Annotated in this window: 15 protein-coding genes, 1 tRNA gene and 3 pseudogenes; 16 read left to right on the plus strand and 3 right to left on the minus strand. The window is 60.7% G+C overall.

Translation table 11 applies throughout. The annotated features are described in order from the left end of the window. Positions 1 to 27: 27 nt before the first annotated feature. The 14 genes and pseudogenes from PSH80_RS00760 to PSH80_RS00825 all read left to right on the plus strand — a co-directional run bounded on the left by PSH80_RS00760 (position 28) and on the right by PSH80_RS00825 (position 17,552). Entirely contained in the window at positions 28 to 660 is a 633-nt protein-coding gene (locus PSH80_RS00760; protein ID WP_057438948.1) for a hypothetical protein, read from the plus strand. Between the two features lie 257 nt (positions 661 to 917). Further along, positions 918 to 2,414: a YdgA family protein gene (locus PSH80_RS00765; RefSeq protein WP_057957945.1), complete on the plus strand. Its 1,497-nt coding sequence runs from the start codon at positions 918 to 920 to the stop codon at positions 2,412 to 2,414. A 327-nt stretch (positions 2,415 to 2,741) separates the two neighbouring features. Continuing rightward, on the plus strand, positions 2,742 to 5,192 hold the full coding sequence (gene pgaA, locus PSH80_RS00770; protein ID WP_200659227.1) for a poly-beta-1,6 N-acetyl-D-glucosamine export porin PgaA: 2,451 nt from the start codon (positions 2,742 to 2,744) through the stop codon (positions 5,190 to 5,192). Positions 5,193 to 5,204: 12 nt separating this feature from the next. After that, a pseudogene (gene pgaB, locus PSH80_RS00775) lies at positions 5,205 to 7,206 on the plus strand (poly-beta-1,6-N-acetyl-D-glucosamine N-deacetylase PgaB). A 3-nt stretch (positions 7,207 to 7,209) separates the two neighbouring features. Continuing rightward, on the plus strand, positions 7,210 to 8,556 hold the full coding sequence (gene pgaC, locus PSH80_RS00780; RefSeq protein ID WP_057438950.1) for a poly-beta-1,6-N-acetyl-D-glucosamine synthase: 1,347 nt from the start codon (positions 7,210 to 7,212) through the stop codon (positions 8,554 to 8,556). Then, positions 8,553 to 9,020, plus strand: a complete 468-nt coding sequence (pgaD, locus tag PSH80_RS00785; RefSeq protein ID WP_186625056.1) for a poly-beta-1,6-N-acetyl-D-glucosamine biosynthesis protein PgaD — start codon at positions 8,553 to 8,555, stop codon at positions 9,018 to 9,020. The genes pgaC and pgaD overlap by 4 nt, the downstream gene beginning before the upstream one ends. A gap of 383 nt (positions 9,021 to 9,403) precedes the next feature. Next, positions 9,404 to 11,978, plus strand: a pseudogene (locus PSH80_RS00790) (autotransporter outer membrane beta-barrel domain-containing protein). 140 nt (positions 11,979 to 12,118) lie between these two features. Then, positions 12,119 to 12,700: a hypothetical protein gene (locus tag PSH80_RS00795; protein ID WP_057437666.1), complete on the plus strand. Its 582-nt coding sequence runs from the start codon at positions 12,119 to 12,121 to the stop codon at positions 12,698 to 12,700. Positions 12,701 to 12,731: 31 nt separating this feature from the next. Continuing rightward, positions 12,732 to 13,412 (plus strand): CsgG/HfaB family protein, encoded by a 681-nt coding sequence (locus PSH80_RS00800; RefSeq protein WP_057436965.1) that lies wholly within the window; start codon positions 12,732 to 12,734, stop codon positions 13,410 to 13,412. A gap of 29 nt (positions 13,413 to 13,441) precedes the next feature. Beyond that, entirely contained in the window at positions 13,442 to 13,804 is a 363-nt protein-coding gene (locus PSH80_RS00805) for a DUF4810 domain-containing protein (protein WP_057957961.1), read from the plus strand. Next, positions 13,801 to 14,451 carry a DUF799 domain-containing protein gene (locus PSH80_RS00810; RefSeq protein WP_057436967.1) on the plus strand — a complete coding sequence of 217 codons (651 nt, stop codon included), beginning with the start codon at positions 13,801 to 13,803 and terminating at the stop codon, positions 14,449 to 14,451. Before PSH80_RS00805 ends, PSH80_RS00810 begins: the two co-directional genes overlap by 4 nt. Before the next feature lie 203 nt (positions 14,452 to 14,654). Then, positions 14,655 to 16,286, plus strand: coding sequence for a VWA domain-containing protein (locus PSH80_RS00815; RefSeq protein WP_305418804.1), 1,632 nt, complete (start codon positions 14,655 to 14,657; stop codon positions 16,284 to 16,286). A 94-nt stretch (positions 16,287 to 16,380) separates the two neighbouring features. Beyond that, positions 16,381 to 16,953 (plus strand): RNA polymerase sigma factor, encoded by a 573-nt coding sequence (locus PSH80_RS00820; protein WP_057957963.1) that lies wholly within the window; start codon positions 16,381 to 16,383, stop codon positions 16,951 to 16,953. After that, complete coding sequence (locus tag PSH80_RS00825; protein WP_057957964.1) at positions 16,950 to 17,552, plus strand: hypothetical protein; 603 nt, start codon at positions 16,950 to 16,952, stop codon at positions 17,550 to 17,552. Before PSH80_RS00820 ends, PSH80_RS00825 begins: the two co-directional genes overlap by 4 nt. 101 nt (positions 17,553 to 17,653) lie before the next feature. Here the strand turns inward: PSH80_RS00825 and PSH80_RS00830 are convergent, their stop codons facing one another. After that, the gene (locus PSH80_RS00830) at positions 17,654 to 18,538 is read right to left on the minus strand and encodes a LysR substrate-binding domain-containing protein (RefSeq protein WP_057436975.1); all 885 of its coding nucleotides are present in this window, start codon (positions 18,536 to 18,538) and stop codon (positions 17,654 to 17,656) included. Between the two features lie 126 nt (positions 18,539 to 18,664). Here PSH80_RS00830 and PSH80_RS00835 point away from each other — a divergent pair, with 126 nt between their 5' ends. After that, on the plus strand, positions 18,665 to 19,039 hold the full coding sequence (locus PSH80_RS00835) for a nuclear transport factor 2 family protein (RefSeq protein ID WP_057436977.1): 375 nt from the start codon (positions 18,665 to 18,667) through the stop codon (positions 19,037 to 19,039). A gap of 173 nt (positions 19,040 to 19,212) precedes the next feature. Here the strand turns inward: PSH80_RS00835 and PSH80_RS00840 are convergent. Then, positions 19,213 to 20,433: pseudogene (locus PSH80_RS00840) on the minus strand (IS3 family transposase). A 105-nt stretch (positions 20,434 to 20,538) separates the two neighbouring features. Then, positions 20,539 to 20,615, minus strand: a tRNA-Arg gene (locus tag PSH80_RS00845). A gap of 369 nt (positions 20,616 to 20,984) precedes the next feature. Here PSH80_RS00845 and gabD point away from each other — a divergent pair. Beyond that, positions 20,985 to 22,427, plus strand: coding sequence for an NADP-dependent succinate-semialdehyde dehydrogenase (gene gabD / locus PSH80_RS00850; RefSeq protein WP_057957966.1), 1,443 nt, complete (start codon positions 20,985 to 20,987; stop codon positions 22,425 to 22,427). Positions 22,428 to 22,542 lie beyond the last annotated feature (115 nt).

Genomic DNA, 22,542 nt, shown 5'->3' on the forward strand with positions numbered 1-22,542 from the left:
CCTGCGTTGCTCATGGGGATTCCAATAATGAAAAACCCTTATGCTCCCGCGTTCTGGTGCGTGCTCTTCGCACTGGTGTTGTTATCGGCGACTTACTTTTACGGCGTCATGCTGGCCCATCAACTGGATAAGGCCATGGTGTTCCTCGACAGCGCCTGTGCGTTGATCGCCGCGTTGTCCATTGGCGTGGTGGCCTGGGCTTCCTACCAGGGCCAGCGCACCCAGAAAAAAATCCTCGAACAAGGCAAGACGCGGGTGGCGATCTGGGACACCAAGGTCGCCCTGCGTCGGGTCGAAACCGTGTTTGACCGCTATTTCTGGGGCAGCTACTGGCAGCCTGGGCGCACCTTCCAGGAAGTCATGGGCGAACTGACCGGCACGCCCCTGGAAAAAAGCCTCGAAGCCTTGAAGCAACAATGCGTGGTACTCGACCGACAAGTGGCCGAAGGGCGGCACTGGCTGAACAACGCCCGGGAACTGTCCGACGTCGCCACCGCCATGGCCCGCGAGCGTTACCAACTGGACTTCTACGACCCCAAGGCGGATACGCCGGGCAATGCGGTGATTCACCGCGAGTTTGAAGTGCTGGTGTACACATGGACGGCGCGGCTGAAGAGTTTTGATCACCAACTCGACGAAATCGAGATGGAATACTCCTGACCCAGGGCTGAGTCCGGTGGACCTGATAAAACTCAGTGAGTCTTATTGGGGCTGCTACGCGGCCCAACGGGTGCAAGCCCCCTCGCCACAATGTTCCATTTCCATCCCCTGGGCCGCGTTGTTCGCCACAAGAGATTGCAACGAGCCCCCCCGCCAGTGCTAACCTTGCCCCGATTTTCGGCGGGCTTGAGCCGACGCCCCACTTCGGGGTTCAGGGAAGACAGCCCACTTCGCACAGGATTGGATCAGGACACTTCATGAATAAATCAGCCGTTGTACTTTTGGGTTTTGTTGCCGCCGTCGGCGTGGTCAGTGCCGGCGGTGCCTGGTACACCGGCAGCCAATTGGAAGGTGTGCTTAAAACCACGATCGAAGACGCCAACAAGGAGATGGAACGCTCCCTGGCCGGCGTCGATGGCCGTATGACCCTGGAGATGGTCTCCCTGGATCGCGGCTGGTTCAGCAGCACCGGCCACTTCCGTCTCAAGGCTGAAGGCGCGGTGTTCGGTGAACAGTTCAAAGACAGCGAACTGCTGTTTGTCGACCGTATCGAACACGGTCCGCTGCCGGTCTCGCGCTTGGTCACCCTGAAGTGGTGGCCAGTGCTGGCTACCAGTCACCTGGCCCTTGAGAAGAACCCGACCACCGAAAAATGGTTCGCCGCCACCAAGGACGTTTCGCCGGTCAAAGGCGTCGCCAACATCGGTTTCAACCGTTCGGTCACGGGCAACCTGGAGCTGCTGCCCCTGGAGTACAAGGACGGCACCACCAGCGTCACCTTCTCCGGCCTGAATATGGACTACTTCAACACCGAAAAGGCGACAGAGATCAAGGTCGACGGTTACATGGACGCCCTCAAGGTCTCCCTGGTCGACCCCAAGGGGGCACCGTTCCAGGCAGAACTCAATGGCTTGACCCTCGCCAGTAACTTGACCAAGAGCAGCTTTGGTTTTTATGTCGGCCAGAATACCGTCGTGTTGAGCAACAGCACGTTCACCTTTGGCCCGGAACAAGCCGTGCTGACCGTCAAAGGGTTCGAGCAGAAAGACAGCAGCGATACCAAGGACAACAACCTGGACGGTCGCGTCGACTACAAAATCACCGAGATCGGTTACCAGGGCAAGCCCGTGGGTTCGGCGGCCATGGCCGTGAGCGTCAAGAACATCGATGTGCCATCGACCATGGTGCTGACCAAGCTGTATCAGGACAAGATGCAACCGGTGCAGGCTGCCCAGGCTGCCGGCCAACCGATTCCTGAGCTGCAACTGAGCGAAGCCGAGCAAGTGCTGGCCCAGGCCAACGTTGATCTGCTGCTGGCCGCCAAGCCGCAAGTGGCCCTGGAAAATCTGTCCCTGAAGACCGCCAATGGCGAAAGCCGCTTCAACCTGGTGGTAGACCTGACCAAGCCGTCCACCATGGAGCTGCCGCCGGTTGAACTGGCCAAGCAGATGATCACGCTGCTGGATGCCAATCTGACCCTGTCCAAGCCGATGATCGCTGACGTGGCCGCCCTGCAAGCGCAGATCGGTGGTGTGACTGACCCCAAAGCCATCGAGCAGCAGGCCCAGATGGCCAGCGAGATGGTCAGCGGCATGGCCGTGGGCACGCAACTGGCGACCCTGGAAGGCAACGACATCCTGGCCAAGCTGCATTACGCCAACAATGAAGTGACCTTCAATGGCCAGAAAATGACCGTCGAGCAGTTTATCGGCGGCGTACTGGGCAAGCTGGGTGCGGTCAGCGGCGCCCAATAAGGCTGCCCGACCCCCTGTAGGAATACGGTTTGTGTAGGCGCTGGCTTGCCTGCGATAGCATCACCTCGGTGTGTCAGTGAAACAGAGGTGATGCCATCGCAGGCAAGCCAGCTCCCACAGAGGCCAGCTCCCACACAAGCCCCACGTTTGATCTCAACTGGCTTGTAGGACAATTCTGAACAATTGTCCTAATTTGTCCTATTCCATATCCTTCTCAGGGATATTGCGCCCAGGAAAGCTTGGCCGGGTCATCAGACACCGGCGGCCTGATGCGTGTTGTACAGGCGAACCTATCGCTACAGCTTTCCGAGTAAGGAAGCTGACGACATGTTGCGTAATTTCTCTCCCTCTGGCCCTGGCCGCCTGCGTCTACTGATCGGTGCTGCCTTGTTGCTGCCGACCCTGGCCGTGGCCGATCCTGCCTATGATTCCCTGATTCGCCAGGCCCGTACCGGCAACTACACGCCAGCGCTCAACCTGTTGCGCCAATTGCCTGCCGAGCGCCAGACCTCTGGCCAGGTCAGCGATCACCTGTTGATCGCCAGTTGGGCGCGCCAGGATGACGAAGTACTCAAGGTCTATGAGGCCCAGGGGCACCAGCGCCAACTGACCACCCAAGCGCTGACCACCGTGGCCCGCACCTACCGCAATCAACAGCGCTGGGCCCCCGCCGAGGCGGTGTATCGCCAGGCCTTGCTGCGCGAACCGAGCAACCCGGACCTGCAACTGGGCCTGGCCATGACCCTGGCCGATGGCGGCAAAACCGCCGAAGCCGTGCAGCGTGCCCGCACCCTGGTGGCGGCCAAGCCCGAGAATGTCGAGCGGCGTATGGCCCTGGGCTATGCGTTGTCCCGTGCCGGGCAGCCCTATGATTCGCTGTTCGAATTCGACCAGGCGTTTATCCGCGCCGGTAACCAGCCCGAGGTGGTGCGCGAATACCTGATCGCCCTGCAACGTGCACGTATGCCGGAACCGGCCCTGCGCCTGAGCGCCCGCCACCCCGGCTTGCTGGACCCGGTGACCCAGCGCCGCCTGGAAGGCGACCTGGCTGCCGAACGCGTGCGCCTGGCTGAATTCCCGACGCGCAGTGAAAGCGAACGCTTTGTGATCGCCGACCGCGCCCTCAAGAATTACGACCAATTGCTCGCCACCTGGACCCCGGACGCCAGTGCCCATGACGATGTGGTGCGCTGGCGCATCGACCGCCTGGGCGCGCTCAAGGCCCGCGCACGTACCGCCGAGGTGCTCCACGACTACGAAGCCTTGCAAGCTCAAGGCGTGCAACTGCCCAACTACGCCCTGCGCTGGGTGGCCGCCGCCTACCTCGACCAGCGTTTGCCCGAGAAGGCCGCGCCGCTGTATCGCCAGGCAGTGACCGCGTCGGATGCCGACCCCAGCAACCAAGTGGTCGACAGCACCGCGCTGTACTACTCCCTGCTGGAAAACGACCAGACCCGCGAAGCTCGCGCCGTCGCAAACGACCTGGCGAGCACGCAAAGGCCTCGGGTTGAACTCAAGGGGCTGCCCCTCGGTAACCCCAACGACGCGTGGCTGGCCGCCCAGCAACTGGCGGCCCAGGCCGCGACCTACGGCGCCGATCTGCCGACCAGTGAAAAAAGCCTGGAAACCCTGGTGCGCACCTCGCCCGGCAATGTCGGCATGCGCGTGGCCCAGGCGGACATGTTCCGCGCCCGCGCCTGGCCGCGACGTGCCGAAATTGCCCTCAAGAACGCCGAAAACCAGAACCCGCGCCACATCGACCTGGAAGTCTCCCAAGGCTACAACGCGCTGGATCTGCAGGAGTGGCGCCAGCTCGATATGCTCGCCGATGACGTGGTCGCCCGCGCCCCGGACAATCGCCAGGTCCAACGTCTCCAGCGCCTGCGCAAGGTGCATGAGATGGCCGAGCTGCGTATCGAAGCCGAGACCGGTAAAAGCCATGGCGGCGGGGCGGTTGCCGGTAGTCGTGACTGGGGGATCGAAACCCTGCTCTACAGCCCGCCCATCGATGAAGACTGGCGGATATTCGGCGGTATCGGCTACGCCACCGCCGACTTTGAAGAAGGCACGGGTCACCACCGCTGGCAGCGCCTGGGTGTGGAGCGGCGTACCCGTGATATGACCCTGGAGGCCGAAGTCTCCAATCACTCCTACGGCAAAGGCACCAAGCAGGGCGCACGCCTGGCGATTGCCCGCGACATCAACGACCACTGGCAGTACGGGGGCAGTCTTGACTACCTGGCCGCCAGCACGCCGTTGCGCGCGCTCAATGCCAACGTCACCGCCAACGGCGGCAGCGGGTTTATCCGCTGGAGCGCCAACGAGAGCCGTGAGTGGAAACTGGCGCTGAGCCCGTCCCACTTCAGTGACGGTAACGACCGTATCGAAGCGTCGCTCATCGGCCGTGAGGGTGTCTACCGCTCGCCGGGCGTGCAAGTAGACCTTGGCCTGGAAGTCGCCGCCAGCCGCAACAGCAAGGAAGAAGCCGCGTATTTCAACCCGCGCTCAGACTTCAGCGTGCTGCCCACGGTGAGCGTCAACCATGTGCTTTATCACCGCTACGAAACCCAGTGGAGTCAGCAGTTCCAGGCCGGTGCGGGCACTTACAGCCAGCGCGATTACTCCACCGGTGCCATTGGTTTGCTCAGTTACGGCCAGCGTTATCGCTGGAACGACGTACTGGAAACCGGCGCCAACCTGAGCTGGATCAACCGACCTTATGACGGTGAGCGCGAAAGCGATGTGCGCCTGATCGTCGACCTCACTTACCGTTTCTAGAAGAGTCCGATCATGACCCTTGTTTCCCGTTGCCTGCTGGCCCTGGGTTTTTTGCTGAGCAGTGCCTGTGCCCAGTCCCCCCGCGCCTTTTACGCCACCTGCTGAACGACTCAAACCGGTCAACGAAGCGCCGTGGCCGAAAAACCATTTCCTGGGCATTGCCTACCACGATGTCAACGACCGTGACCCCGACCAGAGAGTGGTGGCGGTGCGTACCGAACGCCTGATCGAACAGTTGTCCTGGCTGCGCGAGAACGGTTACCAGGCGGTCAGCGTCGACCAGGTCCTCGCCGCCCGTGCCGGCGGGCCAGAGCTGCCGCCCAAAGCCGTCATGCTCAGCTTCGACGACGGTTATTCGAGCTTTTACACCCGCGTTATGCCGATCCTGCGTGCCTACCAGTGGCCGGCCGTGCTGGCGCCAGTGGGCAGTTGGGTCGACACGCCGTTGAACCAGCCGGTGGATTTTGCCGGCGTGCCGCGTAACCGCGGGGAGTTTCTGACCTGGCAACAAGTGCGCGAAGTGGCGCAATCGGGCCTGGTGGAAATCGCCGCCCACACCGACGCCAGCCACAAGGGCGTGCTGGCCAACCCCCAGGGCAACCAGGAACCGGCCGCCGCCACCCGGCGCTATGACCCGGTCACCCGCAGTTATGAGTCCGAAGCGCAGTTCCGGGCGCGGATGCGCGCCGACGTCGCGGCGATTTCCAATAAGATCCGCGCCGTTACCGGCAAGGCCCCGCGTGTGTGGGTATGGCCGTATGGGGCGGCGGATGGCACTGCTCTGACGGTGGTGGGTGAGCAGGGTTACCAGATGGCCCTGACCCTGGAGGACGGCCTCGACAACCTCGGCAACTTGATGAGCAGCCCGCGCTTTCTGGTGGACAACGACCCGTACGGTGAGGACTTCGCCAACAGCATGGTCTCGGCGCAGGTCAAAGCACCGATGCGCGTGCTGCATGTGGACCTCGATCATGTCTACGACCCGGACAAGGCGCAGGAGGTGCGCAACCTCGACGCGCTGGTCCAGCGTGTGCTGGACATGGGCGTCGACACTGTATTCCTCCAGGCGTTCGCCGACCCCAAGGGCGATGGCCTGGCGCGTTCGCTGTACTTCCCCAACCGCCATCTGCCGATGCGTGCCGACCTGTTCAACCGTGTCAGTTGGCAGCTGCATACCCGTGCCGGCCTGGTCAAGGTCTACGCCTGGATGCCCGTGCTGAGCTTTGCCCTGGATGCCAAGCTACCCCGCGTCAGCCGCTGGGACCCGGCCACCGGCAAGGTGGCCGTCGACCCGAAACAGTACCAGCGCCTGTCGCCGTTCGATCCCCAGGTGCGCAAAGTCATCGGTGAGATCTACGAAGACCTGGCCCGTACCAGCGCTATCCACGGTGTGTTGTTCCACGATGACGCCGTGCTCTCGGACTTTGAAGACGCCAGCCCCCAAGCCCTGAAAACCTACGCCGCCAACGGCCTGCCGGGCAGCATCCAGGCGCTGCGCGCCGACCCTGAAGTGATGCAGCGCTGGACCCGTTTCAAGAGCCGGTACCTGATCGACTTCACCCATGAACTGACCGCCAAGGTCCGCGCCCTGCGCGGCCCGGAAGTGCTCACCGCGCGCAATATCTTCGCCGAGCCGATGCTCAACCCAGCCAGCGAAGCCTGGTTTGCGCAGAACCTCGACGACTTCCTCCAGCACTACGACTGGACCGCGCCGATGGCGATGCCATTGATGGAAGGTCAGTCACTGAAGAACTCCAACGCCTGGCTGGAAAAGCTCGTGGCCACGGTCAAGGCCCGGCCCGGTGCGATGCAGCGCACGGTCTTCGAGCTACAGGCCAAGGATTGGCGCACTCCAGCCGCCCCGGACATTTCCGGCGTGCAAATGGCCGAGTGGATGGGTGTGCTCAAGCGCCAGGGTGCCAGCAGTTTTGGCTACTACCCCGACAACTTCCTGGAGAATTCGCCGGATCTGAACACCGTGCGTCCGGCCCTTTCCAACAAATGGAATCCTTGACTCATGTTCGACAGAATCCTTGCTCTTCTCGTGTTGGCATTGGTGTTGGGTGTGCCCCTGGGCCTGATCTTCCTGGTCACCGGGCAGTTCCTGATGGAGTTCGTGTTTTTCTACCCGTTGTTCATGTCCGGGCTGTGGATCGCCGGCGGCCTGTACTTCTGGCTGCACTGGGAGCGCCACTGGCCGTGGTCCGATGACACCCCGGCGCCGGTGCTCAAAGGCGAGCCGCTGATCTCGATCCTGATCCCTTGCTACAACGAAGGCGACAACGCCGCCGAGACCATCGGCGCGGCGTTGGCCCAGCGCTATCGCAACCTGGAAGTGATTGCGATCAACGACGGCTCCAGCGACAACACCGCCGCTGTGCTCGACGCCCTGGCGCTGCAGGAGCCACGCTTGCGGGTGCTGCACCTGGCGCAAAACCAGGGCAAGGCCGTGGCCCTGCGTATGGGCGCTGTGGCGGCGCGCAGCGAATACCTGGTGTGCATCGACGGCGACGCCTTGCTCGACCGCAACGCGGCGGCCTACCTAGTGGCGCCGATGCTCGACAACCCACGGCTTGGCGCGGTCACCGGCAACCCGCGCATCCGCACGCGCTCGACCTTGATTGGTCGGGTACAGGTGGGCGAGTTCTCTTCGATCATTGGTTTGATCAAGCGTACCCAGCGGGTTTTCGGGCGGATCTTCACTGTGTCCGGCGTGGTGGTGGCGTTTCGGCGGGCGGCCCTGGACCGGGTCGACTACTGGAGCACCGACATGATCACCGAAGACATCGACGTGAGCTGGAAGCTGCAACTGGACCACTGGAGCATCTTCTACGAGCCGCGTGCGCTGTGCTGGATCCTCATGCCAGAAACCCTCGGCGGCCTGTGGAAACAGCGCCTGCGCTGGGCCCAGGGCGGCGCCGAAGTGCTGTTCAAGAATATTCGCGGGATCTGGCAATGGCGCCATCGCTACCTGTGGCCGCTGCTGTTCGAGTACTGCCTGTCCACCGGCTGGGCCTTCACTTTCCTGCTGTCGGTGATCTTCTGGGGCGTAGGGAAAGTCGTGCCGTTGCCCGAGGCGATTGCCGTCGGCTCGCTGATGCCGCCGGCCTTCACCGGCTTGCTGCTGGCGGTGGTATGCCTGGTGCAATTTGCCGTGAGCATCATGATTGACCGGCGCTACGAGCGCGGCCTGTGGAAAACCCTGTTCTGGACCGTCTGGTACCCGCTGGTGTTCTGGCTGGTGAGCCTGTTCACCACCCTGGTCAGCTTCCCCAAAGTCCTGTTCCGCCAACATCAAAAACGCGCGCGCTGGGTCAGCCCGGATCGCGGCATCAAGGCACCTGCCAAGGAAGTTAAGCCATGAACCTGATCCGTACCCCACAGCGGCCTGTGATGCAGGCCATTGATATTTTCCTGACCCTGATGGCCTGGGCCGGCCTGGTGATCCTGCTGGTGCGCGGCCTGGTGCCGATGCTCGATAGCAATGGCGGCCCACGCATCGATGCACCGATTTTTGCCGCGCTGAACACCTTGCAGATCTACCTGTGGATCGCCTTGTTCAACGCGGTGCTGCTGATCGTCTGGGCGCGCTACCAACAACGACGCGGCAAGCAATTCGCCCAGCGGCGCGCGGCGACCAAGGCGTTGAGCGACCACGGCTTGAGCGAGAGCTTCCGCCTGGCGGCAGGCGAGCTTGAGCAACTACGCCGGCCGGGGGTGTTGGTGATTCATAACGATCAGGAGGGCGGGGTGCAGGCGGTGACGGCGCATCACTCCCTTGAGGTGCGGCGGCCAGGGTTAAAACTGGTGGTGGGGCAGGAAAACTAGGAGCGTAGGAAAAGTGACCTTTTGTTGCAGGAAGATTCGCCAATAAATTTAAGAGTAGTCCTATTTATCTCGCCTCGGCGGCCCACTGACAATCACGGAGTTGCGCGCCTTTAAACGTTTGATGAGTAGTTGTTCGTTATAAATCAATGGGTTGGCTGTGAATCAAAATGAGGTCCTCGCTCAATTTGAGAGCCTGTGTGCTGACAACCTGTTCGGCGATGACCGCGAACGCTTGCTCAATCTGCGGGAAATTTAGCAGGCCATTGATCAGCTCAAATGATGCAGGTCGTCGGTCAGTGCAAGGGCTCAAACAGGCTGTTTCGGTTTTATACCTGCTGCCGCCGAGATTGTGAGCGGAGCCCCAGTCATACATGGAGTTTTACGTGAAGCCAAAGCCGTTTAAAAAAAGCCTGCTGGCTTTGATCGTTGGGGCAATCAGCACTCAAGTGCTGGCCGTTGAAGTGGACGTTGGTCAAGGCAAGAGCACCTGGAGCGGTGAGAAGTTTAGTGAATCACTGACCCTCACCGGGACGGTGACTCAGCCCACGAACGTGACCGCCAACCTAGTCACGAGCAATTGGATGGGGGTGAGTATCGCCGATACGAGGATCGAGGGGTCGCTGATCAATCGGGCCGATATCGTTCTGGGTGATCACGACCGCCCCATTCGGGCGCTTGCCGTGGACGCATCTCTGGAAATGACTACTAATCCGCGTAGTAGCACCATCACGGGGGGATGTGATCCAGGCTGGAAAGATCATCCTGAATAACGGTGGTTATGAGGGCCTTGAAATCGGTGGAGCGACCATCGGCGGAAGTGTCATCAACTCCGGCACCATCCAAGCCACAACCAGTTCCCAGAGAGGCGGAGATGGTATTTACCTGCATGGCGCCACGGTGGGAGGGGATGTCTCCAATACCGGTGTGATCTCATTGGTCGGAGATGATTCCCTTGGTATTGCACTGGACCGGCGGGGCACGCAACTCACCAGTATTGGGGGCAAGATCCTCAACTCCGGGACGTTGTCGGTGACGGGTAAAGACGCTTGGGCCTTTGAGGTGGAAACCGAAACTACTCCTTTACGCATCGAAAACAGCGGCCTGCTTTCGGCAAATGGCGCTGGTGCGTCCGGCGTGGTGTTTTATGACGGTACCGTCGACTACATCCTCAATACAGGTGTCCTAGAAGCCAAAGGCGCCAACGCCAACGCTTTCGACTTCCGTGGTGCAAGCTTTGCGCAAAACAGCCCCATCGGCTCTCGCGGCATCGTCAACCGTGGCACTGTCAGCGCCGATGGCATTGCGATCAAGGTCGATGCTGGCAAGCAAACCTCCCCCTTCGAAATCAACCAGCAAGCCGGGGAAATCCGCAGCAACTCCGGCACCGCCATCGACGCGGCCAACCTGGCGAGCCTGAACTGGAGCGGCGGCAAAATCGTCGGTGATGTGCTCGGTGTCACGGCTGTGAACATCAACGGCCAGGCCGATTTTACCGGCGCGCGCATTGGCGGCCCGGTATCGGTCAACGCGGGTTCGTTGAACCTGTCCGGCGCCGGCACCACCATCACTGGCGACCTGAATGTAGCCAGCGGCGCCGGGGTTGATATGCGCCTGTCCAACAGCGTGGTGCCGACCACGCCTTACCTGACGATCAGCGGCGCCGCGAATTTTGCCCAGGCTTCGAAGGTGACCTTGAGCGCCAAGCCCGGTGATTTCACCGCAGCGCCCAGCGGCACCGAATACACCCTGCTGCAAGCCAGCAGCGTGCAAAACAACGGCCTGACGGTCGCCAGCAGCTCGTCGTTGCTCGATGTGCTCAGCTACTCGGCCGATGCGCAGACGGTCAAGGCCGTGGTGGGCTTGAAGCCAGACGAGCAGGTGCAAACCGACCTCGGCGGCGTGGGCGCCAGCACCTCGGTAGTCACCGCCGTGAACCTGCTGAAAAACGAAGTGCTGGGGCAACTGAGCCAGGACGACGCAGTGTTCCAGGCCGTGGCCAACGCCGGCAGCGCCCAGCAACTGGCGCAGATTGGCGAACAGCTCAAACCTGACGTAAACCGTGGCGCGCTGGACGTGGCCTTGTCCGGGCAGACCGTGATCAACGGCACGATCCTCAACCGCCTGGCCGGCCAGCGCGATGGCAGCGAACGCGGCGGTGTGTGGGTGCAAGGCCTGAGCAGCAACATGGACCAGGACGGTCGCGGTGGCGATAACGGTTACTCAGCCAACAGCAGCGGCGTGGCCGTCGGCGTGGACGGGCGTTTGAACGACAGCACCCGCGTGGGCGTGGCGTACAGCTACCTCAACTCCAACATCCACTCGGACCTGGGCAACAAGACTGAAGTGCAGGGCAACGCGCTGTCGCTGTATGGCAACTGGTCGCTGCAGAACTGGTTTGTCGATAGCAGCCTGAGCTACGGCGTCAACGACAACGACAGCAAGCGTCATATCACCGGCACTACAGCGAAGGGCAGCTACGACAGCCAGGCACTGTCGGCCAGTGTGGTGGGCGGTTACAGCTTCAAGGCGTCGGACAGCGTGCTGATCGAACCGCGTGTCGCCGCGCGTTACTCCAGCGTGCACATGGACAGCCTGCATGAGAAGGGCTCTTCGGCGGCGCTGAACACTGGTTCCCAACGTTACGAAGTCGGTGAGCTGGGCGCCGGCCTGCGTGTGGCAGGCAACCTGGCGCTGGGTGCCGGCACTCTGCAACCGGAAGCGACCGTGATGGCCTATCACGACCTGATGGGTGATCGCGTGGCGCAGACTTCCAGTTTTGTGAACGGTGGTTCGACGTTCAGCGTGACCGGCGCTTCGGTGGCGCGTGACAGCTATGAAGCCAGCGTGGGTGTGAACTACCAGGTCTCGGCGTTCAGCGTCGGCGCCAGCTACACCCGCCAGGCTCGCAGTGGGTTTGATGCCGATGGCGTCATGCTCAAGGCCCGTTACGCGTTCTAAACCGTCCTGGTAGGAGCGAGCTTGTGTGGGAACTGGCAAGCCTGCTCCCACATAAGCCTGCTCCCACCAGTGCGAAACAACTTGAGAACCGCTCTCAACCCCGTAAAATGCGCAGCACTTAATCAGGGATGAATTTGAAGATGCGCATTTTTGCCTTGCTGCTGGCTCTTTCCTTTCTGGCCGGCTGCGCTTCCAAACCCCCGTACTACATCTCTCCAGCACCCGTGACCATTCCCAAGACTGCCACCTTCTGGGTCGATACCTTCGACGTCAAAGTGGTGGGGCAGGGCCGAATTTTCATGTCGGACGCCAAAGTCCGCGAGCAACTGGGCGTCGACCTGGTCGACCGTCTGCTCAAGGCCAAGCGCTACGCCAGCAGCAAGCAGACCGCTGACTACCTGCTGGACGTGGATATCGTCTACGTGCGTCATATCCTCGACTCCAAGGGCGGTATCACCAGCCTGGTGGTCGACGACAACACCATCCTGCAAAGCATCGACTTCGGCTACAAGGTCAAGGTCAAGAAAGCCGACGCCGAGGTGCTGCATTTTGCCCAGGATCGGGGTGGCCTGGTGCCCAATAACTGGGGCGGCCAGGTGCAGCAATGGAAGACCATTGGCGGGGTCCTGACCAATGAAGGCAACGCCAATATCGAGCGCCATTTCACCGGTGGCTTGAGCAATTACATCGTGCACGACCTGCGCGCCATACCCTCACGTTAATACCCCGGATTTATTCACCTAGGAGCACCCTGTGAAATCACTCTGCAAAATCCTGCTGTCCGGCCTTGCCGCCACGGCACTGCTGACCCTGGCCGGTTGCGCCACGGAAAGCTCCCGCGCACTGCCGATCGAAAAAGTCGCCAGCGCCAGCGTCGCCTACTCCGGCGTACGCGTGCCGATTGCCGTGGGCAAGTTCGATAACCGCTCCAGCTACATGCGCGGGATCTTCTCCGATGGCGTGGACCGCCTCGGTGGCCAGGCCAAGACCATCCTGATCACCCACTTGCAGCAGACCAACCGCTTCAGCGTGCTGGACCGCGACAACATGGGCGAAATCTCCCAGGAAGCGAAAATCAAGGGCACCGTCCAGAACCTCAAGGGTGCTGACTACGTGGTGACCGGCGATGTGACCGAGTTCGGCCGCAAAGAAACCGGCGACCGCCAGTTGTTCGGCATTCTCGGCCGTGGCAAGACCCAGGTGGCCTACGCCAAGATCAACCTGAATATCGTCAACATCAGCACCTCCGAAGTGGTGTATTCCACCCAGGGCGCCGGTGAATACGCGCTGTCGAACCGTGAAGTCGTGGGCTTTGGCGGCACCGCCAGCTATGACTCCACCCTCAATGGCAAGGTCCTGGACCTGGCCATGCGCGAAGCGATCAACCGCCTGGTCGACGGTATCAACGCCGGCGCCTGGAACCCGCGTAACTGATTTAAGTGTTTTCAAGGAGCAGTACACGGATGAGCAAGGCAGTTAAGTTAGCGCTGATGCTGACAGCAACCGCGCTGGTTGCAGGGTGCCAGACGGCACCCAAGCCCCTGTATCAATGGGAAAGCTACCAGCCACAGGTTTACGAGTACTTCAAGGGCGAGCCCAAGGAAGCCCAGGTCGAAGCGCTGGAACGCGACCTGCAAAAGATCAACGCCAGTGGCCGCCAGGCCCCGCCGGGCTACCACGCCCACCTGGGCTTGCTGTACCTGAGCATGGGCAAGGATGACCAGATGGTGCAGCAGTTGCGCACCGAGAAGGCGCTGTTCCCCGAGTCTGCTGCCTACATGGACTTTTTGCTCAAGAACGCCAAGGCCCCAGAGGTGAAGAAATGAGCTTTTTGAAACTCACCGGCGCCTTGCTCGCCCTGGCCTTGCTGGGCGGTTGCGCGGCACCCAAGACCGTCGATTACTCGGCCTACAAGCAGGCGCGGCCGAAGTCGATCCTGGTTCTGCCACCGATCAACGAGTCCCCTGAAGTGCAGGCCTCCTACAGCCTGGTATCGCAGGTGACCTACCCGTTAGCGGAAGCCGGCTACTACGTGATGCCGATTGCCCTGGTGGACGAAACCTTCCGCCAGAACGGCCTGACCACCGCCAACGATATCCAGGGCGTGCCGCCGGGCAAGCTGCATGAGATTTTCGGCGCAGACGCGGCGCTGTACATCACCGTCAGCGAGTACGGCACCAAGTACATGCTGATCACCAGCGACACCTCCGTGACAGCCTCGGCCAAACTGGTCGACCTGCGCACCGGCACCACCCTGTGGACCGGCTCGGCACGGGCTTCCAGCGAGGAAGGCAACAACAACGGCGGCGGCCTGGTGGGCATGCTGATCACTGCGGCGGTCAAGCAAGTGATCAACAGCTCCACCGACGCGGCGCATCCGATTGCTGGTATCACCAGCGCGCGCCTGTTGTCGGCCGGCCAACGCACCGGGATCCTGTACGGCCCGCGCTCGCCCAAGTACGGCTCGGACTGATCTGGACCAGTCACTGCCGATCCAATGTGGGAGCGGGCTTGCCCGCGATAGCGGTAGGTCAGTCACCGTATGTATTGACTCGCCCACCGCTATCGCAGGTCAAGCCAGCTCCCACATAGGTTGAGTGACCAGACGCTAACCCGAATCCCGACGCTCCTACGTCTGACCTTGTGAACGCATCATTCACACACGAGGTTCAGCCCATGTCCCGTCCTCTTCTCCTCCTGCGCCCCGCTGCCCAGGGCTTTGCCGTGACCTTGCTGGTGGCGCTTGCCGGGTGTGGGCTGTCATCCCGTGACGAGGCCAAGGCGCCCGAAGCGGCTGCCGTCCCCGAACTGCAAAGCGCGCCTGTCCAGGCTCAGGGCGCCATGCTCAAAAGAATGGCGATGCCGGCACCGATGGCCATGCATGACGCTGTGGCGATGGAGTACCGCGCCGAGCCGCGTGAGCAGTATCAAAACCTGCCGGACAACCCAGTGCACAGCGTTGCCGAAACCCCGGTCTCGACCTTCAGCGTCGATGTCGACACGGGCAGCTATGCCAATGTCAGGCGTTTCCTCAACCAAGGCCAGCTGCCGCCCGAAGGTGCCGTGCGACTTGAGGAAATGGTCAATTACTTCCCCTACGACTACCCACTGCCGAGCGATGGCTCACCGTTCGGCGTGACCACCGAAGTCGCCGCCACCCCCTGGAACCCCAATACGCGCCTGCTGCGCGTCGGCATCAAGGCCTCCGAGCGTGCGGTGGCCGAATTGGCGCCGGCCAATCTGGTGTTCCTGGTGGATGTTTCCGGCTCCATGGACCGCCGCGAAGGCCTGCCGCTGGTGAAAAGCACCCTCAAGCTGCTGGTCGACCAACTGCGCGATCAGGACCGCGTGTCGCTGGTGGTGTATGCCGGCGAGTCGCGGGTGGTGCTCAAGCCCACCTCCGGGCGCGACAAGGCAAAAATCCGCAACGCCATCGAGCAACTGACCGCTGGCGGCTCCACGGCGGGCGCATCGGGCATCGAACTGGCCTATCAGATGGCCCGCGAAGGGTTTATCGACCAGGGTATCAACCGCATCCTGCTGGCCACCGACGGTGACTTCAACGTCGGCATCAGCGACTTCGACAGCCTCAAGCAGATGGCCGTGGACCAGCGCAAAAGCGGGGTATCCCTGACCACCCTGGGGTTTGGTGTGGACAACTACAACGAACACCTGATGGAACAACTGGCCGACGCGGGCGATGGCAACTACGCCTATATCGACAACCTGCGCGAAGCGCGCAAGGTACTGGTGGAGCAACTCAGCTCGACCCTGGCCGTGGTGGCGCGGGATGTAAAGCTGCAGGTGGAATTCAACCCGGCCCAGGTCAGCGAATATCGCCTGCTGGGCTATGAAAACCGCGCCTTGAAACGTGAGGATTTCAGCAATGACAAGGTGGACGCCGGCGAAATCGGTGCCGGGCATACCGTGACAGCGCTGTATGAAATCGTACCCAAGGGTTCAAAAGGCTGGCTGGAACCGCTGCGCTATACCCAGGCCAAGACTGGCGATGGCAATGCCACAGAACTGGCCATGTTGCGGGTACGCTACAAGCCGGCGGCGGGTGGCAGCAGTCGCCTGATCGAACACCCGATCAAGAGTGCTCAACACACGCCCAGCGACGACCTGCGCTTCTCGGCCGCCGTGGCCGCCTTCGCCCAACAGCTCAAGGGCGATGGCCGCTACACTGGCAGCATGAGCCTAAAAGACACCGCCGCCCTGGCCCGCTCGGCCCGCGGTGTTGATCCCTACGGCCTGCGTAATGAATTTGTACAGTTGGTGGAACTGGCCCAGAGCCTCAAACACTGATCTTGCACACGATACAGCTCTAATGTGGGAGCTGGCTTGCCCGGCTCCCACAGGTAATCTGCAGTGATCCATCGAAAGGAGTTCGCCACTTAACATGGCCGTACCAGATGATCCACCCAGCGACGAATCGCTGCTGGCCCGCTACCGCAGCGGCGATGCAGGCGCCTTCGAAATCCTTTATGCCCGGCACCGCCAGGGCCTTTACCGGTTTCTCGTGGGCCTCTGCAACAAGGCCGAACTGGCTGAGGAAATCTACCAGGACACCTGGCTCAGCCTGATCCGCAGCACTACCCAGCCACAAGGCCGCGCGAGTTTTCGTACCTGGCTGTTCCAGATTGCCCGCAACCGCCTGATCGACCATTGGCGCAAGCACGGCATCCACAACCCGCTGCACGACAGCTACGACGAACAACTGCACGCCCAGCCCGACGCCGGCTCCGGCCCCGAGCAGCAACTGAGCCTGAGCCGCGACCAGGGTCGTCTCGATGCAGCGTTGCAAGACCTGCCCGAAGACCAGCGCGAAGTGTTTATGCTGCGCCTGCACGGCGACCTGGAACTGCCGCAAATCGCCGCCCTGACCGGCAGCCCACTGGAAACGGTAAAAAGCCGCTTGCGTTACGCCCAGCAGAAATTGCGTCGGCTGCTGGCCGAGGAGGTACCCGTATGACTGACTCCCGACACCCCCAGGATCCGACTGACGAAGGGCTGATCCAGCACTTTCGCCAACACAGCGCCAGCGAGCCGCCTGCGTCCCTCGACGCCTTCATCCTCGCCGCCGCCCGCCGCGAAGCACCGGCTCCCGGGCCAAACCTGTGGCAACGCTGGCTGCAAGCTTGCCAACGACCACGCTGGCAGATGGCGTTTGCCACCGTGGCCGGGGTCGCACTGATGATTGGCGTGGTAATGCGCTCGCCAGTACCTGATATCGACCTGCCCGAAGCCGCCGAATATGCCGCTGCGCCACCGCCGCAGGCACTGTCTGCCCCCGCCGCCCCCGCGCCCATGGCCCGTATGGCGATGGCACCACAGGCTGACAGCGCGTCGGTCCAGGCCGAGATGGCGGCGGTCATGGCCGATGAGCCCGTGGCGAAAATGAGCAAGCAGATAGCCGCCAAACCGCAGTCCCTGGAGCAGGGGCTTGAGGAGATTGTGCATCTGCGCGAGGCGGGAGAGAGCAGGGCGGCGGATGAGAAGCTGCTGGCGCTGCACAAGCGCTTTCCTGACGAAGACCTGCCCGCCCGGTTGGAAGCGTTGCAAAAGCGTTGAACTCGCGCCCATAAAAAAGCCCCAGGTCTTGCGACCTGGGGCTTTTCGTCTGTATCTGCGGCTCCCGGCCCGATTTGAACTAAGAGCTACAGGCAGCGGTTTTATAGGCTGTCTTGATACGCCACGACTTGGTCTTTGAGCCAGCTGTGCAGGGAGGTTAATTGCGCCGAACGTTTAATCCCCAGTGGCCAGACCAGATAGTAGCTCGAAGAATGCGCCGGTTCGATGTCGGTGAGTTTGACCAGCTCCCCACGTTGAATCAGTGAATGGGCGATCGAGCGGCGCGTCAATGCGACGCCGTGCCCGAGCCGTACCGCTTCGAGCAGCAAGGTGGAGTCGGTGAACTCCAGCGAGGCGTGAGGGCGTTGCCCCTCCACGCCTGCGGCGCACAGCCAGGTTGCCCAGCTTTCACTGGCGTGCAGCAGTGGCTGCTCGAGGATGGCGTGCGGCGTGTCTGGCAATACACCGTGGTTGAAGTCGCGAGCAGCGACCACCAGCAATGAGTCGCTCATCAGTGTTTCGCAATGCATATCGGGCCATTGGCCGTGACCGAAGCGGATTGCGCAATTGACCAGGCCCTGTTCTAAACCGGCGAACGCCATGGTCGATTCCAATTTCAGGCGCAGCCCGGGATGGGCACTCATAAAGCCGTGCAAGCGCGGCAATAACCAGTGCATGGCATAGGAGGGCAGCACCGACAGGGTCAGTTGCGGGAAATTGCTTCTCGCCAGAAACTTCTCTGTGACCCCGGCGATTTCACCCAGCGCCTGCCTGATCTGGTAGGCATAAATGCGCCCCTCTTCCGTCAACACCAGGGAACGTCCGCTGCGCATCACCAAGGCAATACCCAAATACTCTTCAAGAGAGCCAATCTGATGGCTGACGGCACTGTGGGTCACGTGCAGCTCAACGGCCGCCAAATTCACCTTGCCCAGCCGGGCCAAAGCCTCGAAGGCGCGCAATGCGGCGAGTGGAGGGAGCTTCAATAGGTGAATTCCTTTCACGGAAAAGTCTAATAATAGCCGCTATACGTGAAGCGAGCGAGATACCGATAATAGCGACGATTTAATTATTTAAATAATGTCATGCTAATAAAACGGGAGTTGTTCGCCATGATCAATGAAATCCAGTCGTTTCTGAAAAACTACTTTGATGTACTGCAAACCCAGGACTTGAATCTGTTTGATCGGGTCTTTCATCGGGGTTGCGTATTATATAGCGCACAAGACTCGACCGTGGTCGTCCGGTCTTTTGATGAGTACAGGGCCATGGTTCAAGGCCGTCAGTCGCCACAGGAAGGTGGTTTTCCACAACTTGATGAAGTATTGATGATTGATGTGATGTCTGCGGAAATGGCCATCGTTAAAGTGCGTTTGCGCCTATTCAATAACGTCATGGTCGACTACTTGAACTTGATGAAAGTCGATGGCCAGTGGATGATCTTCGCAAAGCTCTTTCACAAGGCCGGTGAAGTGACAACTCAGTAAGCTAACGGCCAGATGAAAAATGAGAACAAACTTATGTAGTGCACTCTTCGCGTTGCCAGTTTACGCACTCCAACTTACAACGCAAAAGCGCTTTGCCTAGTTGGATATGGCCGGCAGAAGAGTCTTTGTGACAGCGTGTCTAGTCCTGAAATAGGTTTACACCTATTTCAGTCTCAAAACGCCCGATGCACTGCATCGGGCGTTTTGTATTTCAGGGACAGGTGTGGCCGTTCCCCGTTGTAGATCAGCACCGACTCATCCACCATTTTCACTGCGTCCGCCAGATTTTTAGGGCGATACAGCAGGAACTCGGTCTTCAAAATGCCGTTTATCCTCTCTGCCAGAGCATTCTGGTAGCAGTCATAGCCGTCGGTCATTGAGCATCTGACGCCATGACTAGCGTGCAAGCGTTGATAAAGCTCAGAGCAGTATTGGGCTCCGCGGTCTGAGTGATGGATCAGTGGCAGCGTGCTTCGGCGTTCGCCAACGGCCTTTTCCATCGCTTTGATCACCGACTCGGTATGCAAGCTCTCATGCACATGATGGCCTACGATCTTGCGTGAGTAGGCGTCTGTCACCAGGCTCACATAAGCCACGCTTTCCTGTGTCGGCAGGTAGGTTATGTCTGCAACCCAGACCTGTTCTGGCCTATTGGCCACGACCTGCTCCTGACCTGCTTTGAGCAGGTTGGGATGGCGGCGAAAGCGGTGATGACTGTCCGTCGTTTTGTGGTAAGCCCGTTTGCGCACAACCAGTTTTCGAGCATTGCGCAGGATGCTAAACAGGCGGTCTCTGCCGACCCGCACTGATGCGCCAACTTCGACGCTCATCAGGTAATGCAGCTTGCGCGTGCCTATCCGAGGCTGACGGCGGCGCTTTTCAAGAACAAAGTCCATGACTTCTTGATCTTGACGAGCTCTCTCGTCGAAAGCCCGATTGCGTTGGTAATACGCTTGGCGCGAAATGCCATGAACAGGCAAGCCTGGTGATGCTCAGGCCTTGGATTTGCCCTTGCGAGAGGACTTGCCGGGTCGCTTTTTTACGACGGAAACACCGTAGTCATTCTTCAGAACATTCACGACGGCTTCGAAGAATTGCGCTTTCTGATTGCTTAGCGCCAGCTGTTCTTCGAGTTCTTTGATCCGCTGCTCGGGGGTCAGCGGGAGGGTTGGCTCGGTCATGGACCTGCTCCTCGGCTCTCGAATTGAGGCGCCTTGGCTCCAGTCCTGCCGGCCGTACTTGCGTAACCAGACCAGTACCGTGGACCGGCCCTGGATGCCATAGCGCCGTTGAGCCTCTTTATAACTCAACTCGCCCTTTTCGACCTGGTCTACGACCGATAATTTAAAGGCTAACGTGTAGTCACGCTGGCTCCGCCTTTTGCCCGATTCCATTGACTCCTCCTGAAGATAGGTCAGAAGGTGTAAACCTTATTCAGGACGGGACAGCGCCCACAAAAAAGCCCCAGGTCTTGCGACCTGGGGCTTTTTCTCTGTATCTGGTGCACCCGGCGGGATTCGAACCCACGACCCCTGCCTTCGGAGGGCAGTACTCTATCCAGCTGAGCTACGGATGCTTGTGCGGGCGCCATCATACCCATGTCGACCTTGGGCGTCCATGCTGGTTTTTGGCCGTCTGCCGGTAGGATTCTGGAGCGGCGAGGCTCTGTACCGGGCGGTGTGCGTCCTTGGCGCTGAGTCCGGCTGTTGTGCGCCTGTCAGAATAATTCGGCTAATGCGCCGTTTTCGTTCTTTTTTTCGAACAGACTATTGCCCTGCCCCCCCATTGATCCTAGGATTCGTTTGAGATTTCAAACGCTCTGTTTCCCGTGCGCGATGTTTCAGCTTGCGCCCAGTGACTGATTTCCCTGACGGCAGCCTTCGAGGCGCCTTTCAACAACTCTAATTTGCCCCGCGCGCGCGCGGTGCTGTTAAGGAAAGCCGACATGCAGCTTAAAGACACCCAGTTGTTCCGCCAGCAAGCCTTTATTGATGGCGCTTGGGTCGATGCGGACAACGGTCAAACGATCAAGGTCAACAACCCCGCGACTGGCGAGATCCTGGGCACCGTGCCGAAGATGGGCGCCGCCGAAACTCGTCGTGCCATCGAAGCCGCCGACAAGGCCTTGCCGGCCTGGCGCGCACTGACTGCCAAGGACCGTGCAAACAAGCTGCGTCGCTGGTTCGAGCTGATCATCGAGAACCAGGATGACCTGGCGCGTCTGATGACCCTGGAGCAGGGCAAGCCGCTGGCCGAAGCCAAGGGCGAAATCGTCTACGCCGCTTCGTTTATCGAGTGGTTCGCCGAAGAGGCCAAGCGTATCTACGGGGACGTGATCCCTGGCCATCAGCCAGACAAGCGCCTGATCGTGATGAAGCAGCCGATCGGCGTCACCGCCGCCATCACGCCGTGGAACTTCCCGGCCGCGATGATCACCCGTAAAGCCGGCCCGGCCCTGGCTGCCGGTTGCACCATGGTCCTCAAGCCTGCGTCGCAAACCCCGTTCTCGGCGTTTGCCCTGGCTGAGCTGGCCCAGCGTGCCGGGATTCCAAACGGCGTGTTCAGTGTGGTCTCCGGCAGCGCTGGCGATATCGGCAGCGAGCTGACCAGCAACCCGACCGTGCGTAAATTGTCCTTCACCGGCTCGACCGAAATCGGTCGCCAGTTGATGGCCGAATGCGCCAAGGACATCAAGAAAGTTTCCCTGGAACTGGGCGGCAACGCGCCGTTCATCGTGTTCGACGACGCCGACCTGGATAAGGCCGTCGAAGGCGCGATCATCTCCAAGTACCGCAACAACGGCCAGACGTGCGTGTGCGCCAACCGCCTGTACATCCAGGATTCGGTGTACGACGCGTTCGCGGAAAAACTCAAAGTGGCCGTAGCCAAATTGAAGATCGGCAACGGTCTGGAAGAAGGCACCACGACTGGCCCGCTGATCGACGAAAAAGCCGTGGCCAAGGTCCAGGAACACATCGCCGATGCCTTGAGCAAAGGTGCGACCCTGTTGGCGGGCGGTAAGGTTATGGAAGGCAACTTCTTCGAGCCGACCATCCTCACCAACGTGCCGAAAAACGCTGCCGTGGCCAAGGAAGAAACCTTCGGCCCGCTGGCGCCGTTGTTCCGCTTCAAAGACGAAGCCGAAGTGATCGCGATGTCTAACGACACCGAATTTGGCCTGGCCTCCTACTTCTATGCCCGCGACCTGGGCCGTGTGTTCCGTGTGGCCGAGGCCCTGGAATACGGCATGGTCGGCGTCAACACCGGACTGATCTCCAACGAAGTGGCGCCGTTTGGCGGTATCAAGGCTTCGGGCCTGGGCCGTGAAGGCTCCAAGTACGGCATCGAGGATTACCTGGAAATCAAATACCTCTGCCTGGGTATCTAACCGGCAAGGTATCGCTGCAAACGCAAAGGGCACGAGAGCGCTGTCCCTTTGCGTGCTTCAAACCGTTATTCGAAGTGGCCGGGAAAGCTGTGGCAGTCGATCATCGCATGCTGCC

The organism is Pseudomonas sp. FP818, assembly GCF_030687335.1.
Classification (GTDB): domain Bacteria; phylum Pseudomonadota; class Gammaproteobacteria; order Pseudomonadales; family Pseudomonadaceae; genus Aquipseudomonas; species Aquipseudomonas shahriarae.